23 protein-coding genes and 3 pseudogenes are annotated in these 23,999 nt (G+C 67.6%); 12 read left to right on the plus strand and 14 right to left on the minus strand.

The genetic code is table 11. From position 1 onward, the window contains the following. Window positions 1-79 precede the first annotated feature (79 nt). Together A6A29_RS22715 and A6A29_RS22720 are read left to right on the plus strand one after the other, a co-directional pair. Entirely contained in the window at window positions 80-742 is a 663-nt protein-coding gene (locus A6A29_RS22715) for a hypothetical protein (protein WP_073722397.1), read from the plus strand. Window positions 743-1,313: 571 nt separating this feature from the next. Further along, window positions 1,314-1,763 (plus strand): annotated as a pseudogene (locus A6A29_RS22720) (LuxR C-terminal-related transcriptional regulator); the annotation flags it as partial. A gap of 501 nt (window positions 1,764-2,264) precedes the next feature. Here A6A29_RS22720 and A6A29_RS22725 read toward each other — a convergent pair. Further along, window positions 2,265-2,870: a phosphatase PAP2 family protein gene (locus tag A6A29_RS22725; protein WP_073722398.1), complete on the minus strand. Its 606-nt coding sequence runs from the start codon at window positions 2,868-2,870 to the stop codon at window positions 2,265-2,267. After that, window positions 2,870-3,538: a DedA family protein gene (locus A6A29_RS22730; RefSeq protein ID WP_073722399.1), complete on the minus strand. Its 669-nt coding sequence runs from the start codon at window positions 3,536-3,538 to the stop codon at window positions 2,870-2,872. The genes A6A29_RS22725 and A6A29_RS22730 overlap by 1 nt, the downstream gene beginning before the upstream one ends. A gap of 118 nt (window positions 3,539-3,656) precedes the next feature. Between A6A29_RS22730 and A6A29_RS22735 the strand changes: the two genes are divergently transcribed. Together A6A29_RS22735 and A6A29_RS22740 are read left to right on the plus strand one after the other, a co-directional pair. Then, complete coding sequence (locus tag A6A29_RS22735) at window positions 3,657-4,031, plus strand: BlaI/MecI/CopY family transcriptional regulator (RefSeq protein ID WP_073722400.1); 375 nt, start codon at window positions 3,657-3,659, stop codon at window positions 4,029-4,031. Next, window positions 4,028-4,693 (plus strand): M48 family metalloprotease, encoded by a 666-nt coding sequence (locus A6A29_RS22740; RefSeq protein ID WP_338012890.1) that lies wholly within the window; start codon window positions 4,028-4,030, stop codon window positions 4,691-4,693. Before A6A29_RS22735 ends, A6A29_RS22740 begins: the two co-directional genes overlap by 4 nt. A gap of 373 nt (window positions 4,694-5,066) precedes the next feature. Here the strand turns inward: A6A29_RS22740 and A6A29_RS46805 are convergent, their stop codons facing one another. The 3 genes from A6A29_RS46805 to A6A29_RS22755 form a co-directional block, all read right to left on the minus strand. After that, the gene (locus A6A29_RS46805; protein ID WP_073722401.1) at window positions 5,067-6,416 is read right to left on the minus strand and encodes a peptidoglycan-binding protein; all 1,350 of its coding nucleotides are present in this window, start codon (window positions 6,414-6,416) and stop codon (window positions 5,067-5,069) included. Beyond that, a complete protein-coding gene (locus tag A6A29_RS22750) occupies window positions 6,413-8,074 on the minus strand; it encodes a hypothetical protein (RefSeq protein ID WP_143197037.1) in 1,662 nt (553 codons plus the stop codon). The genes A6A29_RS46805 and A6A29_RS22750 overlap by 4 nt, the downstream gene beginning before the upstream one ends. An 87-nt stretch (window positions 8,075-8,161) precedes the next feature. Next, complete coding sequence (locus tag A6A29_RS22755; protein ID WP_143197038.1) at window positions 8,162-8,707, minus strand: hypothetical protein; 546 nt, start codon at window positions 8,705-8,707, stop codon at window positions 8,162-8,164. Window positions 8,708-9,367: 660 nt separating this feature from the next. Between A6A29_RS22755 and A6A29_RS22760 the strand changes: the two genes are divergently transcribed. From A6A29_RS22760 to A6A29_RS22775, 4 genes are all read left to right on the plus strand, one after another. Continuing rightward, window positions 9,368-10,777, plus strand: coding sequence for an MAC/perforin domain-containing protein (locus tag A6A29_RS22760; protein ID WP_158074445.1), 1,410 nt, complete (start codon window positions 9,368-9,370; stop codon window positions 10,775-10,777). 93 nt (window positions 10,778-10,870) lie between these two features. Beyond that, window positions 10,871-11,494, plus strand: a complete 624-nt coding sequence (locus A6A29_RS22765; protein ID WP_073722405.1) for a hypothetical protein — start codon at window positions 10,871-10,873, stop codon at window positions 11,492-11,494. Window positions 11,495-11,664: 170 nt separating this feature from the next. Next, window positions 11,665-12,396: a hypothetical protein gene (locus A6A29_RS22770; RefSeq protein ID WP_143197039.1), complete on the plus strand. Its 732-nt coding sequence runs from the start codon at window positions 11,665-11,667 to the stop codon at window positions 12,394-12,396. 195 nt (window positions 12,397-12,591) lie between these two features. After that, a complete protein-coding gene (locus tag A6A29_RS22775; protein ID WP_241838617.1) occupies window positions 12,592-12,810 on the plus strand; it encodes a hypothetical protein in 219 nt (72 codons plus the stop codon). A 41-nt stretch (window positions 12,811-12,851) separates the two neighbouring features. Here A6A29_RS22775 and A6A29_RS22780 read toward each other — a convergent pair. Next, window positions 12,852-13,070: pseudogene (locus A6A29_RS22780) on the minus strand (class I SAM-dependent methyltransferase); the annotation flags it as partial. Between the two features lie 85 nt (window positions 13,071-13,155). Next, the gene (locus tag A6A29_RS22785) at window positions 13,156-13,398 is read right to left on the minus strand and encodes a hypothetical protein (RefSeq protein WP_198953140.1); all 243 of its coding nucleotides are present in this window, start codon (window positions 13,396-13,398) and stop codon (window positions 13,156-13,158) included. Between the two features lie 381 nt (window positions 13,399-13,779). Between A6A29_RS22785 and A6A29_RS47585 the strand changes: the two genes are divergently transcribed. From A6A29_RS47585 to A6A29_RS22795, 4 genes and pseudogenes are all read left to right on the plus strand, one after another. Beyond that, complete coding sequence (locus A6A29_RS47585; protein ID WP_274535821.1) at window positions 13,780-13,908, plus strand: hypothetical protein; 129 nt, start codon at window positions 13,780-13,782, stop codon at window positions 13,906-13,908. Window positions 13,909-14,045: 137 nt separating this feature from the next. Next, a complete protein-coding gene (locus A6A29_RS44895) occupies window positions 14,046-14,951 on the plus strand; it encodes a hypothetical protein (protein ID WP_143197040.1) in 906 nt (301 codons plus the stop codon). A 208-nt stretch (window positions 14,952-15,159) separates the two neighbouring features. Further along, window positions 15,160-15,576, plus strand: coding sequence for a hypothetical protein (locus A6A29_RS22790; RefSeq protein ID WP_073722471.1), 417 nt, complete (start codon window positions 15,160-15,162; stop codon window positions 15,574-15,576). 174 nt (window positions 15,577-15,750) lie between these two features. Continuing rightward, window positions 15,751-16,203: pseudogene (locus A6A29_RS22795) on the plus strand (ATP-dependent DNA ligase); the annotation flags it as partial. 1,198 nt (window positions 16,204-17,401) lie between these two features. Here A6A29_RS22795 and A6A29_RS44185 read toward each other — a convergent pair. The 7 genes from A6A29_RS44185 to A6A29_RS22835 all read right to left on the minus strand — a co-directional run bounded on the left by A6A29_RS44185 (window position 17,402) and on the right by A6A29_RS22835 (window position 23,973). Next, window positions 17,402-17,731 carry a hypothetical protein gene (locus tag A6A29_RS44185; protein ID WP_143197041.1) on the minus strand — a complete coding sequence of 110 codons (330 nt, stop codon included), beginning with the start codon at window positions 17,729-17,731 and terminating at the stop codon, window positions 17,402-17,404. A gap of 229 nt (window positions 17,732-17,960) precedes the next feature. After that, window positions 17,961-18,272: a transposase domain-containing protein gene (locus tag A6A29_RS48145; protein ID WP_073722409.1), complete on the minus strand. Its 312-nt coding sequence runs from the start codon at window positions 18,270-18,272 to the stop codon at window positions 17,961-17,963. A gap of 307 nt (window positions 18,273-18,579) precedes the next feature. Then, window positions 18,580-19,125: a hypothetical protein gene (locus tag A6A29_RS22815; RefSeq protein WP_143197042.1), complete on the minus strand. Its 546-nt coding sequence runs from the start codon at window positions 19,123-19,125 to the stop codon at window positions 18,580-18,582. Window positions 19,126-20,124: 999 nt separating this feature from the next. Then, on the minus strand, window positions 20,125-20,424 hold the full coding sequence (locus A6A29_RS45365) for a hypothetical protein (protein WP_158074446.1): 300 nt from the start codon (window positions 20,422-20,424) through the stop codon (window positions 20,125-20,127). Window positions 20,425-20,619: 195 nt separating this feature from the next. After that, window positions 20,620-21,000, minus strand: coding sequence for a helicase associated domain-containing protein (locus tag A6A29_RS22825; protein ID WP_143197043.1), 381 nt, complete (start codon window positions 20,998-21,000; stop codon window positions 20,620-20,622). A gap of 449 nt (window positions 21,001-21,449) precedes the next feature. Further along, entirely contained in the window at window positions 21,450-22,175 is a 726-nt protein-coding gene (locus A6A29_RS22830; protein WP_073722412.1) for a DUF981 domain-containing protein, read from the minus strand. A gap of 511 nt (window positions 22,176-22,686) precedes the next feature. Next, window positions 22,687-23,973 (minus strand): hypothetical protein, encoded by a 1,287-nt coding sequence (locus A6A29_RS22835; RefSeq protein WP_073722413.1) that lies wholly within the window; start codon window positions 23,971-23,973, stop codon window positions 22,687-22,689. Window positions 23,974-23,999: the final 26 nt, after the last annotated feature.

Here is a 23,999-nt window from a genome sequence, read left to right on the forward strand (position 1 = left end):
CAGGGGAGCCAAGGGTGAAGCTTGAGCCGTTCAGCCGACCGCGGCAACACAAACGCCCTCCAGAACACGGGAGTTCATCATGCGTAACACCGCAATCGGCGCTACGGCAGCCGTCGTCATTCTCGCCGGACTGGTCGCCGCCGGTCCCGCAGCCCCGGCTCCGGCCCCCGCCGCGTCCACGTCCGCTGCATCCGCTGAGAAGAAGCCGACGAAGACCGCGAGCGTCCACGGGAAGGCGCGGGTCTCCTACATCGAGTCGATCAACGACGACATTCGCTTTGCCATCGACGCCGAACAGACGCCGTTCACCCGGCCGGTGCCGCCCAGGGCCCCCGAGGGACTGTCCACAGATGCCCGGGGCACGCTGAAGTTCTCCCACACCCCCCGAAGCGGAGCCGCAGGGTGGGCGGAGGCCCGGGTGGACTGCCTGGTCACCAGCGGCCGGACGGCGACCCTGACCGCAGTCGTCACGAAGTCGAACGTCGAAGAGGTCGGCGCCCGGCTGGGCATCAGCGTCCAGCAGGGCGGGAAGGGTGAGCCGGACCGGCTCGGCTTCTCCTGGGGTGTGGTGAACGTCGACCCCGAGCACGTCGACGAGAGCGGCCAGCCCGTCAGGCCACAGGCCGGTACGTGCATGGCCCCCGCACCGTTCACGACCGTGATCAGGGGCGGCTTCAAGGTGGTCCACGCCGAGATCACCAAGTCTCCCGCGCAGCCCGAGGCGCCGATCCGCCGTGGCTGACACTCTGCTCACCGGGGCGCCCGTACCGGCCGCGCCGCAGGTCCCCCGTTCCATCGGCTGACTCCTGCTGCGCCGCCCGCAGCGATTCTCACCAAGGTGTCCGAACGAGAAATGGTGAACCTCTTGGAGCAGCGGCCGGCCTGTACACCTTGGTCGGGCATTCGATGAGACGGGTGCGTAACGCCCGGTGAGAATCTCCGTTCAGCAGCGTGAGAATCACCAGGTCGCTCACCGTCAGGAGCGTTACGGGAGCCGGTATTGACCATGGCGCGGAGTGTTCGCCGGTACGGCACCACGCCCGCGGGGCGTCCATGCGGGATCGGCGTCTCCCCGCGACAGGCTGATGGAGTCCTCCCCCACAGGGGACGCCGCGCCCCGACAGTCCCTCAGGCAGCACATATGAACAGCCGTTCGGGCGAGTCCACGGGACCTTGCGACTGCTTTCCCGTCGCAGAACCGAGTCCGAGTCCGAGTCCGGGGCCGGGGCCGGCGCTCAGACGGTGACCTGGGGCTGGTCCGGGCTGAGGTAGTACACGGCGGTCTGTCCGGCGTGTGGAGCGAGCAGGCCCTCCGCCTGCGGGCCCTCCCACGGCCGCCGAAGGTGATCGTGCTGACCACCTTCGACCTCGACGAGTACGTCCACGACGCGCTGACCGCAGGAGCCGACGGTTTCCTCCTCAAGGATGCCGACCCCGCCGAGATGGTGCGCGCGGTGCATCTGGTCGCCGCAGGGTCCGCCATGCTCCACCCGCACGCCGCACGTGCCCTCATCGACCGCCACCACCGCACCGCCCGCCCCCGCACCGCCACGGCCCGAACACTCATCGGCCGGCTCACGGCGCGCGAACGGGACGTGTTCGGCCTGCTCGCCGAAGGCACACCAACGCCGACATCGCCCGGACGCTCGGTATGCGGGAAAGCACCGTCAAAAGCCCACGTCAGCCGCGTCCTCGCCGCGCTGGAGGTCACCAATCGCGTCCAGGCCGCCCTCCTGGCGCGCGACGCCGGTCTTACGCCCTGAAAAGGCCCCGCCTGACCGGCGCGGTTCCGGTCGAGTCCTTGTCCTGGCGCGTGGTGCATCCGCCCGGCGGGGCCCTGCGACACCACCGGTCCGTCGGCATCGCATTGTGTGGCGAACGCCCCGGCCAATGAGTTGCCGGTTGCGGGCACGCTGCCGACGCAAGCGTGAATGCGCTTGTCGCAGTGGGCGGCCATACGCTGAACTGCTTCCACTTGTTGTCCGCGCGACCGACGGCGTTTCTTGCGGATCGGCTGGCGGTCGAACACGGGGAGCGGCCGCCGGCCGGGTTCGCTCCGGGCCGTCAGGGGCGCCGGAGGGCGATCTCCGGGTTCGCCGGTGACGGTCCGTCGAGCAGGGGCTGCTCCATGGCCTTCAGCCGCAGGTCGAAGAAGGCGGACATGGTCCGGGTGCGGCGTGTGGAGCACCGCTACGGCAAGCGTGCGAAGGCCGCCGGTGCGGCCGGAGCCGCCCGACCGCACAGACGAGTGGCCCTGCGGCGGTTCACGCCGCAGTCAGCAAAGGGCGCAGCGGGCCGTCCTTCAGCCGGGCTGCGAGCGTGTTCTGCTTGCGCCGCACGGCCCAGGTGGCGGGGAGGGCGACGAGGGCGCCGACGGCGAGCCCGACGAGGACGTCGTGCGGGTAGTGCACACCGACCCAGATCCGGGAGGCCGCCATCAGGACCGCCGCCACGAGGGCGATGAGACCCAGTCGGCGCGATACGAGGAGCAACGCGACGGCCGCAGCCCCCGCGAGGGTGGCGTGGTTGCTGGGGAAGGACCAGTCACCGGGTGCGGGGCACGCTTCGAGGGTGACCACGGCGAGGCGCTGGCAGGGCCGGTCCTCGCGGACGGCGAGTTTCAGCAGGGAGTCGACGCCGAAGGCGAGGACGGTGACCAGGGGGACGGCGAGGGCGGTGACGGCCGCCGGGGTGCCCGCGCGGCGGGCCTGCCACCACGCGACGAGCATGAGCAGCGCGAAGATGCCCAGCCCGTAGGCCGACCAGCCGGTGATCAGGCTGTCGACCCAGGCGGGGGACCGGTGGGCAAGGTCGACGATGTCGAGGTAGACGGGGCCGTCGATGGCCGTGCCGTCGTACGGGGGAGTCATCAAGCGGATCCGTTCTGGTGCTTGCCGTGCCGCCGGGAGCGGAGCAGTTCGATCGCCAAAGGCAGCAGGGACACCGCGACGATCAGGGCGACGATCGGCAGCAGGTACCGGTCGACATTGGGGATGGAGGAGCCGAGCGCGTAGCCGGCCAGCACCAGACCGACCGTCCAGACCAGGCCGCCGGCCACCTGCCACAGGGTGAAAACCCGTGCCGGAATGTTCAGCGCCCCGGCCAGCGGGTTCAGGACCGTGCGCACCACCGGGACGAAGCGGGCCAACACGATCGCCTTGGCATGCCCGTACCGCTCCAGCAGCTCCTCGGCGCGCCCGGCACCTTCGCGCAGGCGCTTGGACCTGCTCCGGGACAGGACCGCTCCGCCGGCCCGGCGCCCGATCAGGTATCCGACCTGGGCGCCTGCCAGCGCGCCGGCCGCCGAAGCCGCAAGGACCCAGGGAAGGGACAGGGCCGCAGTCTTGTCAGCGGTGCCCGCGCACAGCAGGCCCGCGGTGAAGAGGAGGGAGTCGCCGGGCAGGAAGAAGCCGATCAGCAGCCCCGTCTCGGCGAACATCGCCACCGCGATACCCAGGACACCGAACGTCGCCAGCAGTGACTGGGCATCGAGCAGGTTGACCGCGAGTGGAGCTGCGGCGAGGACGGATACGGCCATGATGGGGGTGGCCTCTCACTGGATGCGGGGAGGGGGCAGCCGGATGCAACGACCTGTCGACTACAATCATGTAGACGGTCTACTGAACTGTAGACGATCGGGAGCTGAGGGGAACGTAATGGCCGAGGGCGGTGCCGAGCGCAGAGGAGCGGGAGAGCTGGAGGCGGGCGTACTCGCGGTGCTGTGGGCCGCGGACGGCCCCCGGACCGCCGGGCAGGTGCAGCGCGGTCTGACGGTGGAGCTGGCCCGCACGACGGTGACGACGATCCTGTCCCGCCTCTTCGAGAAGGGGACGGTCGGCCGGGAACGCTCCGGCCGCGGATTCGCGTACTTCCCCGTCCAGGATGCCCACGGCCTGACCGCCCGGCGCATGCACCACGAACTCGACAAGGACACCGACCGCCAGACCGTGCTGGCCCGGTTCGTCTCCGACCTGGAACCCGAGGACGAACGCATACTGCGCGACCTCCTGGAGGACGGTGGCGGGCGGTGATCGGCGCGCTGCTCGTGCCGCTGCTGATGCCGTTCGCAGCGCCGGCGCTCACGCGCTGGGCCGGTCCGCGCCTTCGGCCGACGGCCGCACTGTGGACGCTGACCGCGACCGCGTGCGCGCTGGCGGGCGGCTGGCTCGCCGCGCTCGGCGGCCTGCTCCTCGCCGGCGCGCTCAGCGTGTCGGCCCTGGCCCCCCTCGGCCACCTGATCCACCCCCTGGACATCGCGCCAGCCGTGGTCACGTATCCAGCGGCCGCACTCGCCGTCGGCGCGCTCGCCCTGTGCGCCTGCGCCGTGACCCGGTCGGCACTGCGTCAGTTCCGCCAGTACCGCACCGCGCACGCGCAGCTGCGAAACGCGTCCACCGCGGGAGACCTCAACGTCCTGGACCGGCCCGACGCCGATGCCTACGCGCTGCCCGGGAACCCGGGGCGCATCGTGGTGACCTCCGGCATGCTGCGCGCCTTGGACGGACCCGAGCGCGAGGTTCTGTTCGCCCACGAACGGGCCCACCTCGCCGACCGCCACCACTACTTTCTCGCCGCAGCCGATCTCGCCAGCCGCTGCCATCCCGCCACGAACGCACTGCGCGACGCCATCGGCCTTGCGTCGAACGCGTCGCCGACGAAGCCGCCGCTACCGAGGTCGGCGACCGCACCCTGACGGCCCGCGCCATCGGCCGCGCAGCCCTCGCCGGAACTACCGGCAGGGCCGGCCGCCCCTCCTTCACCGCGGGAGCCTCGGGCGGCCCCGTACCTCAGCGCGTAAAAGCCCTGCTCCGGCCAGCGGCCACCCGTCACTGGCCGGCCGTCACGGCGGCTTGCCTGCTGCTCGTCTGCTCGGCCGCGACGGTCACGGGAGCCGCCACCGGGCTCATGGGCCTGCATCACCACGTGGAGATCGCCCAGGGCGAGGCTCTGAACGACTGACCGGGCGTCGGTCTCGTTTCGGTTGGGTACGGCGAGGCCGGAGGGCGATCAGCCCCGCTGGTGTCCCCCGGGAACCACCGGTGGCGAAAGAGCTGTGCCGTGCCCGCTCACAGAACCTGCGGAACCTGCAGACGGTCCCAACTCTCCTGGCCCGGCTGACCGTCGGCGCCGTCACCCGAGAAGCCCAGGTTCAGCTGCCACGCACGATACGACGCGACGTCTCCGTCACCCCATACATCCTTGTCGAAGACGTCGGTGTACTGATCACAGCCCACGGCGACCAGACGGTCGTGCATCGCCGCGATGACCGGGCTCCGGCGCCCCGGGAAGAAGAACTGGTCGCCCGGGAACGGCTGGAAGTGGGCCGGAGTCGGAGCGGGTACGGCTGGATCACCGACCGGTGGGATCGTGGGCAGGACGTTGGCGAGGACGCCGATGGCCTGCATGCCGGACCAGCCGAGTGTGCCGGAGGTGTCCGCGACGAGGACCGGTCCGAGATTCTCCGTGTCGGCCGGCGGTCGGACCGGGCTGTCGACGGCGACGTTCCGCACGAGCAGCAAGGCGTAAGGGAGCGCGCATGCCGTTCCCTCTGGAGGCGACGACAGGAGGCCACCGGCGGTACGGCCGGGAATGAACCAGTTGGGATCCGACAGCAGGATGTCGTCCCACCACGGTTTTCCGGACGCCAGACGCGTGAGCGACACCAGGGTGTATTCGTACTCGACGTTCACCTGGGGGGCGGCCTGCTGTGGGCCGATCACCGCCAGGGGGTCACCCTGCTTGACGCTGGAGCCTTCCGAGGCGGTGATCTCGAGGAGAGTGCCGGATGCGGGGCACGGGATCTCGGTGTCGCCCTCCGCCGAGGACACCTCCAACAGGGGCTCGTCGGCCTCGGCGGATTCGCCGACCGCTCGGAGCCAATGAGTGACGGTGACCTCCTGATCGCCGTCCCCGAGACCCGGCAAACGCAGGACCGTGTTGTCCGGGTCCAGCGCGTCGGGCCTCGGCCGCGTCGGAGCGCTGCTGGCGGTCTGCCAGGACGGCGCGGTGGGCAGTGGCCAGTTCGACGGCTCGGAGCCGAGCGGCTCATCCAGGGCGACCTGCTCCAGTAGCGCTCTGCCCGCCAGGATTCTCTTGGTGAGTTGCTTTCCGGCGAGACTGTCCGCGTCCAGCACCTGTGCGCTGGTCACGATGGTGGAATAGAGCGCGGTCGCGCTCCTACCACCCGGTGGGACCGTCTTCACGGTCTGTCCGGGGCGTAGGACGAGTGGGGTGTCGAAGGTTGCCAGCCACTGCCCGAGTCTCAGCTGGTTCACCGTGCCGTGCTGCACGATCTGGTCGTCCACGGGGAGGCCGGGGAAGAACGCCGCTGCCTTGTCGGGCGTGAGGACACCGAACGCCTCGGTGAGGTCGGCCATCAGTGCTTCTCCGGCCTCCTTGAATCCACGGCCGGTCATGCCGGGGGCGACGCGGGAATGATCCTCGCGATCCAACCGAGGATCTGTGTTCCGTGGATGCTCAGCGTTCCACCGCTGGCGCTGGACTGGAAGCTCCAGCTGGAACTGCCGTCGTCATTGCTGAACTGGCTGCCGTCGGTGCTCGAGTCCTGGTGGTTGTAGGTGACGCCGAGTCCGAACGCCCCTGCGGAGCCGCCGAAGTGGGTCCCGGACGACTCGGCATGACTACTGGCGCTGGCAGCGAAATTGGTCGCGAAGCTCGAGAAGTGCCCCCAGTCGTCGCAGGTGATCGAGATGTTCCGCGCGACGAGCATCTGCACAGGCAGGCCCGGCATCCAATTCTTGTTGTTGTCGGTCGTGTTCGTTCCGTCGCTGAGGAAGTTCGTGGGCCGGTCCTTGATGTGCCAGCCGCTGGCGATCCGGAAGATCTCGTCGTAGAGCCACGGCCGGTCGATCGATGCGAGGAAGAATTCACCCGAGATACTGGCGCTGCTCGACCGGTCCCAGTCGGTGGAGCCGCCGGAGGATCCTGTGCTGAACCCTTGGGCGGAATTCTCGCTCGAGTACCCGAAGTCGGCCGTGCCGCTGAACGGTCCGTACACGATGCCGACACCGCCGGTATCCGACTGACTGGACGAGTGGTAGTAGGAACTCGAGAAGTCGTTGAACTGGCTGCTCGAACCGGAGTCGTAGGTGGAGTCCGACACCGAGATCTGCATCACGCCGAAGTCTTCGTCGTTCGACAGACACCAGGACGGCGGGTCGATGCTGGTGTAGGCGAACTGGCCGACCTGGGCGGAGGTTTCACCGAACAGCTCCCAACGCTTGTGGACCGCTTCGACCGCGGATGTGACGATGTCCCGGCCCTGCGCGTCAAGGAACGCCTCCGCGTCCGCGTACGACATGTCGCCCGCGGACAGGTCCACCGCGTTACGGTCCGTTTCGGCGTCCTGGATCTGCTGGTCGAACACCTTGCCCTGGCTGAGCGGCCATGCCGCGGCCGCAGCGGGGTCTCCCATCGCCGTGACGAACGCCGCGGCCTTGGCGCCGATCAGATTGATGACGTTGCCACGTGCCTGCCGGTAGTCACGGAATCCCTGCGTCGGCACCCCGGGCCGGACGTAGAGAATACCCATGGCCTTCTTGATCGCATCGAGCTGGCTCTGAGGCAGCGGCGGGGGCGGATCGGCGAACGTTGCGGGAGCGATCAGGCTCCACGCGTCGGCGATCGTGCCCAGGCCGTAGCTGGCGATCGGGGTACCGAGCAGCAGATTCTGGTTGGCCAGATGGGCGGTGTTGACCGCGGAGTTGACCGCCTGCGCGGCGTGCGGGTCAGGTGGCGGCAGCGGTTGCGGCTTGCTCGACGGCTTGGCGTCGGGGGCCGCGGCGGCAGGTTCCGGGGGCTTTGTCACCTCAGGCACCTTGATTTCGCCGCCGGAGGCCATCAATGAGTAGACGTCGCCGCCTTCGGGAGTCCAGGGATTCTCGTACCTCTTCGGGTCGACGGGCAGTCCGGGTGACTGGTGCAGGAACACCATGTCCTTGTTCGCCTCAAGAGAGGAGCTGATGGCGGCGCCCATCTGGTCGAGCGCCGACAGAAGCGCCTTCTGGACCGCTCCCAGGCCTTCGATCGTTGACATGTGATCCATTCCCTTCATCGCGAAAAAGAGTCATCAGGATTCGGGCTCTACGCCTTCCACAGGGTCGTTGACGACCGGATTGTGTCTCCGGCGGAAGCCTGCGGCTCAGGCATCCACAAGGAAGTCGCGGTAGCAGGCGTAGACGCTCGCGTCGTCGGTGCGAGCGTTCAGGATCAGGTTCCACAGGCCGACGTGCACCTCGCCCGCGGCGGCTTGGTGCACTACGCCGTTGAGGAAGTCGATGTGGCGGCGGATGACTTCGTCGAAGGTCAACGCCGCGTTGCGGAAGTTGTCGTCATCCAACTCCTCCGCGAAGCCCGAGCCTTCGAGCTCCGGGCGCACGTGTCCTGCCACCATGGCCACGAAATCGTCGAACGAGACACCCTCGGGAAGCCCACCCGCTGTCTGTTGAACGTTGAAAAAATCATGACTGATGTAGTCATCGCGGTTTGATTCGTCGAGTACATGGTTGAAGATCTGACGGCTACGCTCCGCCGCACCACCGTCACCGTCTACGCCGTCGAGCACACTGAGTGCGCGTTGCGCTCTGTCTTGCCATGACATGATTCCACCTCGGGATGATTGCTCGTCAGCTTCATTCGAACCCGGATTGATCTCAGGATCGAAATGCGAGAATGAACGCTTTGCCATCCTCGAAAGGTGAGAGTGAGACCCATTGCGGGGTAGCCGTAGGCCTGTCCATGCAAGAGGGTCCTCGTCGCGCGCATCGCGCGCTTCCGTATCTCCGGAAAGCGTGATTGTTCTTGCTTCCGGCGGCCCGATCGACTTCCGACGGCCCCATCGCTTCAGCGATGACCCGTCCCGTCCATGAGTGGCATCCGGGCTACGCGTTCATTATCGGGTGCGAAGGGACCGTGTGCCACCGGAGGGAGGCAGCCACCGCGTCCTGAATCGTCGTCACCAACCGGATCTCCCCGGGGCGGGCGTCGGCTAAGGGTGCGGTTGCCGTCGCGGACGCGTCCAGGTGCTCGCGGGTGTTAGCCGGCGGCTGTCCCGCTGACGCGACGGCTGTGCCGCTGACGCACGGGACGCTCCACGACGGGTCAACGGTTATCCGGTGCCACAGGGAACAGCGCTTGAGGTGCAGCACGCGCCATCACGGCACACAATGGAAAACGGGGTGGGTGAAATACCGGGCGTTTGATGGAGTGTTGCCCACCGCTCGGTTGCTACCGCTCGGTTACTCACCGGTCGCCATCACCTGACAGGCCCCGCGGAGAATTCTTCCTCGAAGAATCCTGGCACAGCGCCACTGAGCGCGGACGGGGGGAATACGGAGAGGGAGGAATCGTGGTTCTCAAGCAAGAAGAGGTCCCGATGCGCAACGGGTTCGACATCGGTATCGGGGTCTCGATGGCCAGCGGCAGCCCGATGGCCCTGGGCGCGGTGGGCGAAGTCACTCCGCCGCAGCTCGGAACGGGTGAGACCGGCTCGTTCGTCTTCCGGCGCATCGAGACGACGGACGAACTCGAAACAGAGCTCGGAGTAGGAGCGGATGTCTCGGCCGGCATCGGCCTGTTCAGCGGATCCGCGTCGCTCGACTTTTCCAAGCGGTGCAAGGTTCAGGCGAGTTCCCTCACCGTACTGGTGTCGAACGTGCAGAAGTTTGCGTTTCAACAGATGGACTCACCGAGCCTGTCAGAACCAGCGGCGAAGCTGGTGAGCAACGGAAAGCCGCTTGCAGAGCAGTTCGGCGAATACTTCGTGCGCGGCATCAGCACGGGTGGGCGTTTCTTCGGTGTCGTGCGGATCGACACGAAGAGCGTGCAATCGAAGACGACGCTCAATACCTCATTGGAGGGGTCCTACGGGTTGCAGATGTCGGCCGAGGTCAAGGTCAGTGTCTCGGAAGCGATGAAGAACGCCGAGGCACAGGCCGAGGCATTCGTTCTCCACGATGGTGGCCGGATCACCACCGAACCACGGAGTGGAAATCCGGTCGACATGGTGAACGAGCTGTACCAGGCGATGGACGAGTGGGAGGCGAGCGTGCGCGGGGAACCGATCGCGTACACGGTGACGCTCGCGCCCTATGCCATCGCCCTGGGACCGACTCCACCGAACGCAGCCGATATCGAGAAGCAGCGACGGGTACTCATCCGCTGTGCGAAGCTGCGATCGCGGGCCATCGACATGCTCAACCTCGTGGAGTACGCACTCGACTTCCGGCATGTCGGCGAGTTCGAGTTCGCGCCGGACGGGCCCGATCTGCCGGCCCTGCAATCCGCACTGGCAAGTGATCTCGATGTCATCGAGGAAGCCGCGTCCTTCGCCATCGAGAACCTGAAGGAGGCACGGGACCCCGAGATCTTCATGCGGGACATCCAGGGGAAGCCGGACTTCCGGCTCACCACCTTTCCGGCGAACATGCCCAGACAAAAGGCCGTCACCACATCGCCGCCACCACCGAACGCGATGCCCAACCTTGTGGGTCAGCCATCGGATCCGGTTATCAGCCTCCTCTCGTGTATCAACCTGGAGGGTGTTGACCACTGCCTGGCATTCGTCGGTTCCAGATTGGAAGCGCTGACCATCAACCCCAGAGCTTTGGGAGATTTCTTCTTCCTGGTTCTCCGCAGTGGCGTCCAGCTCGATGTCCGGGGTGATGCCAGTCGATCGGGTTCCACCGTCACAGCGCAATTTCCGCCTCCTGGAGTTCCGGTGGAACCTCAGGCGGTCATGACGATCGAGCTGTCCTAGAGCGTGTCCCGTGGAGGCTCGCCATCGAGCCGAGCGCGGAACCGGACGACGCCCAACGGGGCGCCGGAAGAATCGAGGAGGAGGGCCGAGACGATGTCTGCAGAGTTCGACAAGATCGCGATATGGATGGAATTCTTCATCCCCACGCCGACCATCGAGGCATTGGGCGAATGCTTTCACGGCGACGGCCGGGACTTCAGTCCGGACCCCAATGAGCAGCGGTTCCGCGCACGGTCCGACATCGTCGTGACTGGGTTCCTCGCGGAGCAGCCGGGGGAGACGGACTTTCACCAGTGCGGCGAATCCCAGAAACTGGACTGCGCGACGGGCGAGGTACTGGCCACAGAGACGGCCAGCACCGATGCGATGTCGTTCCACCACTTCAGTGTCGGAAACACCTTTCCCGACCCCGAGGGCGGAGTGATCGACAACCCGAACGAGTTCTGTGTCAATTTCCTCTACGACGGAGCTGCCATCAACCCCCTGGCACCGCCCGGATCCCCCGCCGCAGACCTGACCGCCTTCTTCACGATTGATCCGGTCGGTCGTACGGTGTCCGTCCGGGGAGCGACCAACGCCTACCCCGACTACGAGGCTTACGCCAGTGTCGATGACGGCGAGCCCGTGGTCCTGTTTCAGCAGAAGCACTCGCTCGGCCCCGTCGAAGGCCTGCCCGGTCCTGCCGATCAGCCCTTCAGCGCGACCGTTTCCGTATAGGCGGCGGCCGAAGCATCGAAAGCGTCGCTACAGGCGCCTGTGCAGGCGTCCGTACAGCTGTCCGTACGGGCGTCCGCGGAGGCGGGGTTCCCGCTTGGAGGTGGATCCCTGTGTTGGTCCCCAGGATCGTCACCGCGCAGCTCCTGGAACGGTTCATCTTCAACTTCAGGATGCGCCCCGACAAGTTGAACGAACGGCTCCCCGCCACCTGGCTGCAGCCGCAGGTGTTCAACGGCTGGTCGGTGGCATCCTTCTGCGTTCTGGTCCTCGACGAGGTGACCCTGTGGCCGATTCCTGCGGTGGTCAATGTCCGCACCGTCTCCTGCGCATACCGCTGCGGAGCCGTCGATCTTTCCTCTTCGCAACCGGTCCCGACGGTTTATATCACGGACAGGAACACGGACCGTCCGCTGATCGCGACTGTTGCGCCCTTCGTCCTGAAGGACACGATTCCCCTCGTGAAGGCTGACGTGGCCCACTCCGAGGGCGTGACCGAGGTCAGCGTCAGTCACACCGACGGCCAGCGCCTGTTCTCGGCGCTCGTGCGTGCGGCGCCGAATCCGGGCGAGCTGGAGTCCGAAGTCTTCGATTCTCTCGAAGCCTTCGTCGCCTTCATCAAGGGAGGAGTGTCCAGTTGGACACCCTCGGTTCAGCAGGGAATGCTCGCCCGGGTTGATCTCGCCAAGGAGGACGTCGGATACGAGGCCCGTACGGCCGAAGTCGACTTCAGCGCACTCGAAAGCCTCTGGCGTGATGCCGAATTGACCCTCGACAGCGTGGTCCGGGCCTCCGGGGGCCGCTACCGCTGGACCTATCGAGGGCTGGCCAAGGCCGACCGTGAGGTGCGTTCGGACGCGCCCCCGGACCCGGGATACGCCACGGCCGATCTGTTTCCTTCCTGAACGGCCGGCTCACGGGGAGGTCACCGGCGAGGGCCGCGACCGTACCGAGACGGTCCGAGGCAACCTCCTGGTCCCACGTGGCCCACGCACTCGCTCCGTGACAAGCCGGCTCATGGGATGTGAGTCAAGGGGGTGTGGCTACCCCCCTTGACCGGGGGTAGCTGTACGGATCTTGAGCCGGGAGGGAAAAGACTCATGCTGCGCAAGCGCCCGGCCGCCGCAGTCCTGCTCGCCGCAACGCTCACGGGGGCGTTCGCCCCGGTGGCGGTTGCGCACCAACCCGACCCGGTACAACGGCAGGTGGATCGGCTCGTCGACCGGGGCGGGGTGCCGGGAGCCCTCGCGTACGACGGCAGGGCGACACGTACCGCCGGTGTCTCGGACGATTCCGCCTTGCTGTCCATCCACCGGTAGACCAGGCGGCAGGTGATGACCGCGTACGCCGGTTTCGGCAGCGCCGTGAGGTCGCTGGTGGTGATGTCTGCGCACCGCCACGCCGGACCGGGGGCGAGGCCTTCGTCGTGGGCGATGGCGAGTGCGACGGCGCTGGGGGAGATGTCGATGCCGGTGGTGCGGTATCCGAGCTCATGGTGAAGGCGGCGGGCCAGGGTGCCGTCGCCGCAGCCGATGTCGAGGGCCGGGCGTCCGCGGCCGGGGCCGAGGTATGCGTCCATCAGCCGGCTCTCGGGGCCGTCGAGCTGCCGGTAGCGACGACCTCCTAGAGCGGTTCCCAGTACGCGGCGGTCGCGGTCGTCGTCATCAGGCTCCTTCACGGGCGGGCGGCACGGCGGTGCGCGCGGGCGGGACGGGAATGTCCCGCAGCGCGCGGACAGGGGAGGCGAGCAGGAGGATCACGGGGACGATCTGGAGGACCGCTCCGACGGCGAGGGTGCCGCGTACGCCGAGGAAGAGGACCAGGGCGCCGGCGGCCGCGGCGGCGAGGGTGTAGGGAGCGCGACTCCATGAGCACTGGCTCCTTCGGAAGGTGATCATGAGCAGCATGGCCCGCCAGGCTCTGAGCGGTAGTCACTTCGGGTAGCGGGCTCCGCTTCTTGGGCAGCAAGCAGGTGTTTTCCACGTTCTCTTCTGGACGCTGGAGGGAAGGGGGTGAGCTTCAACGGTCTCTACGGTCGTCAGGTCGCTTGCGTTTCCTGCCCCGCTGTACAAGAAAAGAGCGGAGGACAGGTGACAGGTGATCTGTATCAGTGGCTCAACTGGCAAGCAGACCAATACTCGCCAACTGCATTCCTTGGGCAGTTCGCTGAGTCGGGCGCACTGGAATGGGCGCCCGGCCACCTTCGGTAGCGGGCGGCCCCATTGCGCATGCCGCGCAGGGCTGGTTACAGTCATCATCGGGCTCAACTTGAGCGATTGAGGGAGGTTATGCCCGAGATGAATAGTTCCGAGGAGCAGGAGACGGACCTCGTCTACATCGATGAGGCCGACCTGGCAGCGGTGCACGGCGGTGGTGTCGGTCACCACCAGACCCACGGGCACGCTACTGCGGACTGAAGGCTGTGGCGCGCGGGTAGTCCCTCGCGCGCCACTCTTTTCTGTTCGCTCCTTGTCCTTTGCTGTCACGCTGCTTGAGGCTTGTATTCGGATGTTTCCAAGCGTTTGAGAATGCGCCTACACAAGAAGACGAGGTTATGGCAGCTTCGCGCCCCGAAGGCAAGGCGAGCGAGTTTCACCTCGACGATGCGCGGTGGGGCGAGACGCCCGCCGTGGAGAAGCGGATCGACAGCTTTGGGCGAAATGACCTGACGCAGTACGGCTTCGAGTGGGAACGTGACGCTGTTCGTGTCCGCGTGCAAAGCGATTTGATGCCGCTGGATGAGCGTCTGCGTGTATCGAGTGGAGTGCGGCCGGCGAATGACCCGCGCTACCGGTCTCATGCCTCTGTGCCGATGTGGCCCTGGCGCACACTGGACGCTGCCGAACTGGAGACGCTGTGCGCGCCGCCCGGACAATGGGATATGCGCCGAATGGTTGGCGTCTGCCGTTTCCCTCCTTCGGTGCGCCGCGAACTCGTCCGTGTGGCACTCGCTTACGCGAATGCCTTCAACGCGGACGACGAACAGGGTGTTGACGTAGTCAATCGGGATGCAGCCGACCTTCTCGGAGAATATCTTCTGACGCGGGAAGGTTTCGGCCTAATTGGTTTGGCGGCTCGCGACCCAGGGCTTTTGACAGTTACTCCAAGGATAGAAACGGGTCTCCTCACAGGACTGCACGTTGACGGCTGGGACACTTTCAGGCCGGTTGGGCTGGCTACCAACCGTGTAGGGGTGAATCTAGGGAAAGGGTCGCGATCGCTTCTCTACGTGCCGTTCGCCGCCGATGCGTTGGGGCTGGCAGACCACGAAACGTTGGATCGGCGTATTCCCGGCTTCTTCACCGCATATCCGCAGTGCCCTGTCCTGCGGGTCCGCATTGACCCGGGAGAGGCGTACATCGCCCCCACTGAACTGGCTCTCCATGATGGAAATACCGAGGGAAACCAGGCGATCGATGTCTGCCTACACGCGCGAGGGCAGTTCGGAATCACTGAGTAGCTGCGGGTTTAGACATGGTGAAGGACGAGGACGGAGCGAAGAGCGGATGCTCCCCCGCTGCGGGCAGTGCGGTGCCCCCGACGCCGCATGCCGCGGCCGGGGCCGGATCCAGTGCACCACCTGCCAGGCCACAGGATCCCGCTCCTGCCCCGGCTGCGACGGCGACGGCACCGTGCAGCACCGGCGCTGCACGGGCACAGGCAGGACCGTGACCTGGACAGAAGGCGTCATCACCAGAACGCCCAGCACCGGCGAGGTCAAACTCCCCGCATACGGCGTGCCCTACCTCGCACGCCAACAGGTACGCGAACGCGGCACCTGGACCCCGACGGACCTCACCGACAACGACCCCCTGCGCGACCACCTCACCAAAGCGTTCGGACCGAGCCTGAAGACGCTGCTCCTCCCGTACGACCAGGAAATCGCACGTCACGCAGCAGCCCGATACATTCGGCTCGCACGAGTCGTCGTGGCAGAACACCCACAAAGGGTCTACTTCGTCTTTCCCGCCTCCGGGGGTCCGCACGTGCTGGTGCTTCCCTCGCAGAAGCGAACCTGGCAGATCACCGCGATCGTGCTCGGTGCACTCGTACTTCTCGCTCTGATCGCACGCCTCGTTCCCTGACCGAGGCACTGCAGGCCAGCGGGTGGTACGAGTCGCTGGGGATCGAGGGGATCGTCGCGAAGTGGGACGCCCCCTATCCCGCCGGCAGGCGTGGCTGGGTGAAGGTGAGGCACGCGGACACGGTCGAGGCCGTCGTCGCGTGGGTTCCCGCCTCCTCACCTCCAAGAATCCGGGAACCCGCGCGCTTCGGCGTGGGACATCATGGAGCACCCGGACCGCGGCCCCGTGACAGCGCTGCCGTACACCGAGAGGCGCGCCCTCCTTCTGGATGTCCTCGCTGCGGGCGGGCCGCCGATCCAGGCCGTGCCCGCGACGGATGACCGTACGGTCGCGCTGCACTGGTACGAGACGCTGCGCGATCAGGGCATCGAGGGGATTGTGGCCAAGCTGGACCGGGCGCCGTATCCGGCGGGCCGCCGGATACGGCGGGTGAAAATCAGGCACGCGGACACAGTCAACGCCCAGGTGGTCGGGTTCACCGGTCTGCGCCGCAGACCCCGGAATCTGGCGCTCGTGCTGGACGGCGAGAGCCGGCCCCGGCTGTCCGCCGCGCTGGTTGAGGAGATGTCTCAGCATGCGGCTGAAGTGATTTCAGGTGTCAGGAGCGTGTGCCGCCGAGGAAGGTAACGGTCTCGGCAAGCGGTGCGCGGTCGATATGGGCGATTCTTGCGGATGAGTTCTCGAAGCCGACCGACAGGCCGCCGAACAGGATCAGTTCTTCTGGGGGGCGTCACGACTTCGGCGACGGTTCGGTGGTACACCGACCAGGCCATTTGCGGGCAACTGTGCAGACCTTCGGACCGGAGCAGCAGCATCACAGTCTGCAGATGGCGCCGGCCGGCGGGGAGGCGACGGAGGTATGGGCGGCAATGGAGGCCGCGGCGGTGACGGTATCCTTCCAGGCGCCCACATGCCGGGCGCGGCCGGAAGCACGGGCGTAGCAGGCGGCCCCGGAGAGCTGGGCAGCAACGGATACGCCCTCATCACCTGGTAGTCGCCTGAAGAGCGGCGCGGCTGGGCCACGCCAACCCAGGCCCAGGACGACGACAACATCACCAACGGGACTGAGCCGAACGAGGGGTCAGCCGTTCACCGTTGAGGAGAATCTGGCCGCTCTTGCCGACCGCCCCGGACAGCGCGCTGCTGTCCGGGGCCAGTGGTACTTCGTCTCCGCACCGTCCTCCACCAGATCGCGTCGACCGACCGGTTCCACGCCGGCCCCAGACGGCTGACCTCCGCCTCCGGGAACAGCGGGACCTCGGCCGCGAGCGGCAGGGCGATCCGGGCTCGGCGGTGCAGCGGGGGCAGAGATGGCGAACGAAGGGCGGTAAGCAGCCCTGAAGCGGAGGCAGCACGACCGGAAGCAGCCTCCAACGGCCGGCTCGGATTACGTCCTGGCTTCACCTGCAGATGGAGGCGTCGCCCCTCTGAGCCATCGGGGGACACCTGGGCGGGTACCGAACGCTGTGCTGGCTGGGCACTGTCATCTGCCTGTTCACGCTGTAGCGGGCCCGAGCCGAATAACTTGGCGTATGGACGGGCGACACGCGCTGCGGACGGCACTGCCTGCATGGTCCACCCAGTGACCGTCGCATCGTCCCAGGTCAGCTATATCCGTTGTTCGACCTGAACGGATGAAGGAGATGCGGTCGGGATCCTGACCGGCTTGGTGTGCGGCCTGGTGCATCAGGTGCCGGACAGCGCGGTGGACGAGGAGGAAGCCGTAGAGTTCCTGCTCGGCTCCGTCAGGGTGTTGTGAACGCAGTACCAGGTGCGACCCGCCGAGGTGGGCCTTGAACTCGCCGAGGGTGGACTCGAACTCCCATCACTGGGCGTAAAGGGCTGCCAGTTCCGCGGCTGGGGCCAAGGACGGGTCGAGGATGGTGGTGAGGAGCCGGTAGGGACCCTCGTGGCCAGCGATGGTGTACTCCACCGCGCACCCGCACCCCACGACGAGTGCGGTGGATGTCGCTCCGATCGAAAATCTCGGTGAGGCAGGAGCCGTCCGGCAGTTGCTCACCACCGGCAGCACCAGGTCCTTGCGTACGCGCCACAACAGGTCCGCCCCGGTGGCTGTCCCCATGCACCACAGGTCCACGCCGTAGAAGCCGCGGTCGGCCAGGAGCAGCATCCCCGGCCTCAGGGATCCCAGCACCGCCCCGGGCCAGTGTCTGCTCTCCGGCGCGTAGACCTCCGACCGCGGCGTCGAAAACGACGTGGGTGCCGCATTCCACCAGGCCGATCATGCGCAACTGCGGGCGGCCAGCCTCAAGTTTGCCACGCCACGCCACGCCCCGCCCCGCCCGGAGCGGAACCGGGCGGGGCGAACGCTTCCATGCTCGCTTTCGTGTCCGGCAGGTCAAACGTGGTGCCATCGATCGCGGTCAGCCCCCCAGACGCCGTAGAAGGTCGTCCCCTGCGTGTCCGGTGCGGCGACCGGGACAGCACACGCGCGCGAACAGCCGCCGCAGAGGCGTCACACCCAGCCGGGACCTGGCTTTCCAGATCGCAGCCGTGCTCGGCACCACCCACGCCCCACGCCAACGCCGCTCGTCCTGCAGACCAGCTGTCAGCAGCCGGGCGACCTCCTCATAGCTCTGCCCCGAGAACAAACACATCGCCAGCACGAAACAGACCACCAACCGGGCCGGCAGCAACCGGTTCCGCAGTTGCATCCGGCCCGTCTCTACCAGCACCTCATCCGGGATGACTGTCCTGTATGTGCCGTCTACGCCGGTGGGCGCGGGGAGAGTGGGGAGAGTGGGCAGTGCCCCCGGCGACTGCGCCGGGGACGGTGGAGGTGGGTCGGGGGGTGGTGCGGGACCCGTACCTTTCTGAGCACGGGAGTGAACAGCGGGCTGCCGTACGTGGCCTGTCCCGTGATCGGGACGAATGCCGGAAGCCGGTGCTTCCGGTCGCGGCGGCGAGGCGGATCCTGCTGGTCCGGCCGCCCCCGGAACGTCCGAGCCGCCGCCTGCGGCCCTGCCACCCCGGCCACGGTTGCTAGTGGAGGACGGTGAGGGAGACGGGACCGTGGGTCTGGGTGATGCCCTGGGCGTTGAAGCAGCCCAGGGGGTTGGCGGGGAGGAGAGCGATGACGAGTTCGACGGTGGATCCGGCGAATTTGCCGGAGGTGATGGGGCCGGTGGCGACGATCACGGGGATTCCGCCGGGGCGCAGGTCGACGACGGAGGAGAAGGTGGCGTTGCTGACGGCGCCGGTGTTCCAGACGATGGAGCCCGTAGCGTCGAAGCCTCCGGTGAGGCAGCCGAGGTCGCCCTGTCCGGTGCCGCTGTAGCCGGAGACGGCGGTGATGGCGGGGTCGGTGCTCGTGCAGGGGCCGGCGCTGCCGGTGAAGGAGATGTTGGTGGGCTTGGGGGCGAGGGTGATGCCGGGCGTGTAGTTGACGGTGCCGGTGCCGACCGGGCAGGAGGCGTCGACGGCGAGGGCTGACCCTGCTGTTGTCCTGGCCGGTGCGGAGGGGGCGGCGGTTCCGGGGCCCGCGGAGGCCATGAGCAGGGCACTCGCGGCAAGGGACGCGGCGGTCATGGTGCGCAGGACCGCGGACGCGGTGGACCGTCGCCGTGTGGTTGGCCGGCCGCGGTTCGCTGAAAGAAGGTGCGGGTACGGGGACATGAGGGTTCCTCCGGTTTTCTGTGCGGCTCCGGGGACGCCGTGAAGAGCGGCGTCTGTGCGGAGTGATCCGGCACCGGTGCCCAGTGCTGCGGGGAATCACCCGGCGCGATGCTCTCGTACCTGGCTTGCCCGCCCTGGTGGACGGCGAAAGGCAATGTCCTGCGAACGAGTGACTTCTATGACCGGCAGTACTGCCCGAGCCGGACCAGACGGTGGCGGTGCAGGCTGGCCGAAACGGCGGCCCCGGCTATGCGCTGATCACCTGGTGACATCGGTCGGGGTCCGCTCATGGAGCGGGGCCCCGAACGGTGAAAAGCCACTGGGATCCTCAGCCGGCACGGACTCCCTCCCGTCTGCCGCCACCAGCACAGATCACCGCCAGTGACCGAAGACAGCAGCCCTCTCCCAGTGGCCGCAGACGCGGGGGGTCTGGTTTCGGCAGTCCGTGTTCTCGCCGCCGCGGAGAGATCCGCCGCAGTGACCACCCAGTCCAAGCTGCGATCTCTCGGGTTGGTGTCGGTGGTGGTGAGAGTCAGTGGCCGGGGTGGTGTTTGCGGGGCTTTGCTACTGGTCAGCTTGGTGGTTGATACCGTCTTTTCACTGATGTGACGAGAGATCGTGCTGTCACGAACGCCGGCCTGATCAACACCCACCGGGACCGCCACACGACCGCCCACGTCGCCACCCCCACGGGCATAGCAGTGCTCAACGCGCCCTCCGGACGGCCCTGTCCACCCATCACGACAAACACCGCTGCAGTACCAGCCGCGCGCCCGCGAGGGGAGATTCACCCGCCGGGACGACCCAGCGCACTCCCCGGGGACTGAGGATCCCGCCGCCCGCCGGGTCGATTTGTGTTCTCGTGTTCGGGTGGTGGGGGACGATGTCTTTGTGATCAACGGGGATGTCTCTTTACGTCTGGCGGCGAGGCGTGGCCGTCGTGTTGTTCAGCTCGGTGACGCGGCGGTGGGGTGGTGCGGGGAGGTGCCGGAGGATCCGGGTATTGCCGAGCTGGCCGATCTCTTCGAAGCGGTTGCTGCTGGTGTTCCTGCTCGGACCGGTGAGCCAGGGAACGTCGCCAGGACCTTTCTGACCGGTGCTGTGGAGGATTTGAGGGCGGCTGCCCGGCTCGGCGGCCTGCTTCCCGCAGTAACCGTGTGGCACTTGCACCGCGCCATGGAACAGGAACGCGCCGCCCGCCAGCACCTGCATCCACGGGCGCCAGCAGGATGAGCGGACGGTGCGCAGCCGTCTCGAATCCCTCCGGGCCGCCCGGCGACTTGACGGTCTGGACCGCCGGCCGTGAGTGTCCACACAGCACGAGGCCCCGGGCGCTACGCCCGGGGCCCCCTGTGTGACATGACGTGACGTCTGTCCGTCCGGTTCAACGACCGGCCATGGTCGGTGTTACGCCCATTCCACTCCGAGCTCGGCGAGGGCCTGGCGCTGTTCGGGGGTGAGCCGGTCGCGTCGGCTCTTCGTGTTACTGATGAACACCCCGAGTTTTACGACGTGCTCCTGGCCGTCGATGTCGACGGATTCCTCGTGCTTCCTCGGGACCGGCCGTTCGTGCCCTTCCCGCTGGAGGTACTGGGCGCGCGCGGCGACTCCCCGCCGGAACGGCGCCGACAACCCGCCCGCCCCCTTCGCCGTGCGTGCTGTCGCCGGGGCGGGTACGGGTTCGTCGGGTGTCACTCCGAGCCCGCCGAGTCGCTCCTGCTGCGCGGCAGTCAGCTGCGCCCAGGTGTGTGCCCTCCGCTGCTGTGCCGGCCGCTTCCCCCGGATCATCACCCTCGAAGAGCACACACCGGCCTGGACGTCGGGGAGGGATCCGCCGGCCTCGGTATCGGTGAGATCGCCCTCGCAGCAGGCGCGGTCGAAGAGCCGAAGCTCGTAGTGATCAAGAACCCCCCGCTCTGGCCGATCGGCGGCATGTTCCACTCCTGGCCGGCGCCCCCGGCCTGGCGGAAGGACCGCAGCGCGGCGAGCTTCGCTTACCATTCACAGAAGTCCCTGACCACCACTGCGACCGTGCCGCCGCAGACCGCCCCCGCCGGCGCGGAGTCCGGGCCGTATGGTCCGCACCGCGACACGACCGGTGTTACGCCTATCCCACCCAGGCTCCGCGACGCCTCCCCTGGACGTCGGCGATCCGGCGCATCGCGAGCCGTCGGGCAGGAGGCTGGTGAGGTCGACCCGGTACTGGTTCGCCTCCTCGCCGTCACAGCGGCAGGTACTCACATGGTGTTGACGATGAGGCCGATGTGGGTGAAGTAGTTGAGCCCGCCGAAGAGCAGGAAGGCGAGTCCGGCCAGCGCCCACACGACGCCGACGACCGGGACCATCCAGCTCCTGGGCCGGTGCAGCGCAAACGGGAACAGGAGCGCGCCGATCCCCACGAGGACGTAGAGCCCGGACATGAAGCTCGCTTCGAGCATCGGCCAGTCGGCGAACTCCCCGGAGATCGGCTCCTCAGGCGGTGCGGCGAAGAGCGTGTACTTCCACCCCGCGGCGGCGATGCCGAAGCAGGCGAGGCCGAGGCCGAAGACGAAGAGCGAGATAGGGGTGGCGACCCGGGCCGTACGGACGACGCGGTCGGTGCTGTCGGCGAGTTCGCTGCCGCGCTTCCAGAGGTAGAAGCACGCGGCGAGGAGGAAGACGCCGAAGGCGAGCGCCGGTTCGCCGAAGATGATGTTGTCGAACGGGAAGCCCTGCCCGGCGAGGGGCCAGGTCAGGGTCATATGGAGGCCCGTGGTGACGAGCGTGAAACCGAGTGCGCCGAAGGCCAGGACCCAGCCGTCGGGGGTGATGGTGCGGCCGGGCGTGAGGAGTTGACGCCCCAGGGCCACCACGAGCAGTAGCCCGGCGCCGGCCGCCACCGACATGATCGTGTTGTACGTCGGCATCCGCGTCCAGTCGATCTTCAGACCCGATGCCGCGAGAGGGGTGAGGTGGTGGATCATGTGCGGAGCATAGCGTCACAAATGACTCATTCCGGCATATATCCATGCTTCGAAACGCCGTGTGTACCGCATGACTTGCCGGACTGCGTGCTTGTCCGACAGCCGGCGCCCAGGAGTCGGCGATCACGCCTGGCAAAGCAAATCCAGCCGCGGTGGCACCAACGGATCCAGCTCTCACCGGGACCGGCCGCTCGCGTGAGCCGGCCTGCTCGTCGGTGTTCTGTCTCGGGCGTGAGAAGCCCCTCAGCTCCCCAAGCTGGGGTGTTGCAACGACCCATTGTCCAAGGTGAAGCAGGCGGCGATGCCCGCTTCGTGGCAGGCAGCGGCAATACTCCGGAGGACGTCATCGAGGACAACGGAGGCCCTAAGCCGGAGGGCGGCAGGGCCTCCCTTTCGGACCTTCAGTAGGCGGCTGCCTCTCCCGGTTTGCTGTTCGGCTCGCGGCCGGGGCGAAGCCCTGGCCGCAGGGGATGTCGCTTCGGTGGCATTCCGCGCGGCCAGTGGTTTCCGGCTACAGGTAGAGGGGGTGGAGCTGGCCGGTGCGGGCGACGTTGAGCCGCTCCTGTGTGCCGAGGCGGCTGAAGGCTCCGACGAGTCGGCCGTCGACCGCCCCGAGGGCCAGGTCGTACCGGTACGGCTGCGCCCGGTCGTCCAGGCTGATGCGGGGAGCGGGGCAGTATTCCTGCACCAGCCACCCTTGCGTGATCGCGCGGGAGACGGCCTCCTGCCACGTCCCCACGGTCATCACGTCCTTCCCGATCACCACTCCGCGTCCGCGGGTGTCGAGTGGGCGCTTGAGGACGTAGCGGTCCCGGCCGGCGCGGATCCGGTGCACTGTGGCGACGTCGCAGCGGGCGATGTTGCGTGACCACGGGGTGGCCGGGCGGACCAGGGCGTAGTCCTGGGCCGGGAACAGTCCGGCGAACCTCGGGTCGGACAGCACGGCCAGGCACAGCTTGTTGTCACCGATCACCCGGCCCCGCAACCCGTTCTGGACGAACAGAGTGCCCTCGCGCACCGCCCGCAGGTACGGCTGGATGTCACGGCTCATCCGGAGCAGATCCTGCATGCCGATCTTGGCGTAGGCATGGTGCACGGGTTCACCGTGCAGCAGCACACCTCGGGGTCCGGCCCGCAGTTCCCGCGGGTCACCGGCCAGAGCCCGTACACCGATCCGCCGCAGGCCGGTGAGGAACGCGTCGACATCGAGGCGGTTGGCCCCGTGAGGGCACAGCACGGCCACGGTGTCCGGACGGACACCGGTGTGCCGCTCGGCGAGATCCAGCAGCCACCGGCCCGCCCACTCGTGCGCGTCGGTGGGCAGCGGTGCCGGCAGCCGCAGACCATGCGCGGCCAGCAACGGACGCCATCCCGCCCTGCCGCGCCCGCTGCGGTACAGGCCGGCCGGGCAGTTGGCATTGGTCTCCAGCACCCGCAGCCCCCCTTCCATCTGCGGCAGCACATCCGCACGCAACAGGTGGACCCGGGTATCCCGGGCGTCACGGACCGCCTCGGCCAGCTCCCGCGGCACCCCGATCACCCGCCGCAGCTCCTCGTCAGCGCCGTGACAGGCCACCACCCTCTCGATCAGCCGGTGATACGCCGCCACGAAAGCACCCAGCCGCTGCCCCCAGCCCACATGCAGGCGCAAAGGAATCCCCTGCGGGCGCTGATCAAGACCGTCCTGCCGGTGCAGACGCCGGACCAGACACCGGCCCTCCGCAGTCCGCGCCACACACGCCACCTGGCCCACGAACCCCATGTCCACCACGGCGCCGGCATCCTGCTTCTCGCTCATGCCTGCTCCAACGACAATTCCCGCAC

It is taken from the genome of Streptomyces sp. TSRI0281, assembly GCF_001905125.1.
GTDB lineage: Bacteria > Actinomycetota > Actinomycetes > Streptomycetales > Streptomycetaceae > Streptomyces.

What these genes read in the sequence shown, in the direction of transcription:
- A6A29_RS22715 (WP_073722397.1), top strand. Translation starts at nt 80, where the DNA reads ATGCGTAACACCGCAATCGGCGCTACGGCAGCCGTCGTCATTCTCGCC.
- A6A29_RS22725 (WP_073722398.1), bottom strand. Translation starts at nt 2,870, where the DNA reads ATGACTCCCCCGTACGACGGCACGGCCATCGACGGCCCCGTCTACCTC.
- A6A29_RS22730 (WP_073722399.1), bottom strand. Translation starts at nt 3,538, where the DNA reads ATGGCCGTATCCGTCCTCGCCGCAGCTCCACTCGCGGTCAACCTGCTC.
- A6A29_RS22735 (WP_073722400.1), top strand. Translation starts at nt 3,657, where the DNA reads ATGGCCGAGGGCGGTGCCGAGCGCAGAGGAGCGGGAGAGCTGGAGGCG.
- A6A29_RS46805 (WP_073722401.1), bottom strand. Translation starts at nt 6,416, where the DNA reads ATGACCGGCCGTGGATTCAAGGAGGCCGGAGAAGCACTGATGGCCGAC.
- A6A29_RS22750 (WP_143197037.1), bottom strand. Translation starts at nt 8,074, where the DNA reads ATGAAGGGAATGGATCACATGTCAACGATCGAAGGCCTGGGAGCGGTC.
- A6A29_RS22755 (WP_143197038.1), bottom strand. Translation starts at nt 8,707, where the DNA reads ATGGCAAAGCGTTCATTCTCGCATTTCGATCCTGAGATCAATCCGGGT.
- A6A29_RS22765 (WP_073722405.1), top strand. Translation starts at nt 10,871, where the DNA reads ATGTCTGCAGAGTTCGACAAGATCGCGATATGGATGGAATTCTTCATC.
- A6A29_RS22770 (WP_143197039.1), top strand. Translation starts at nt 11,665, where the DNA reads ATGCGCCCCGACAAGTTGAACGAACGGCTCCCCGCCACCTGGCTGCAG.
- A6A29_RS22775 (WP_241838617.1), top strand. Translation starts at nt 12,592, where the DNA reads ATGCTGCGCAAGCGCCCGGCCGCCGCAGTCCTGCTCGCCGCAACGCTC.
- A6A29_RS22785 (WP_198953140.1), bottom strand. Translation starts at nt 13,398, where the DNA reads ATGCTGCTCATGATCACCTTCCGAAGGAGCCAGTGCTCATGGAGTCGC.
- A6A29_RS47585 (WP_274535821.1), top strand. Translation starts at nt 13,780, where the DNA reads ATGCCCGAGATGAATAGTTCCGAGGAGCAGGAGACGGACCTCGTCTAC.
- A6A29_RS44895 (WP_143197040.1), top strand. Translation starts at nt 14,046, where the DNA reads ATGGCAGCTTCGCGCCCCGAAGGCAAGGCGAGCGAGTTTCACCTCGAC.
- A6A29_RS22815 (WP_143197042.1), bottom strand. Translation starts at nt 19,125, where the DNA reads ATGACCGCCGCGTCCCTTGCCGCGAGTGCCCTGCTCATGGCCTCCGCG.
- A6A29_RS45365 (WP_158074446.1), bottom strand. Translation starts at nt 20,424, where the DNA reads ATGCAGGTGCTGGCGGGCGGCGCGTTCCTGTTCCATGGCGCGGTGCAA.
- A6A29_RS22825 (WP_143197043.1), bottom strand. Translation starts at nt 21,000, where the DNA reads ATGATCCGGGGGAAGCGGCCGGCACAGCAGCGGAGGGCACACACCTGG.
- A6A29_RS22830 (WP_073722412.1), bottom strand. Translation starts at nt 22,175, where the DNA reads ATGATCCACCACCTCACCCCTCTCGCGGCATCGGGTCTGAAGATCGAC.
- A6A29_RS22835 (WP_073722413.1), bottom strand. Translation starts at nt 23,973, where the DNA reads ATGAGCGAGAAGCAGGATGCCGGCGCCGTGGTGGACATGGGGTTCGTG.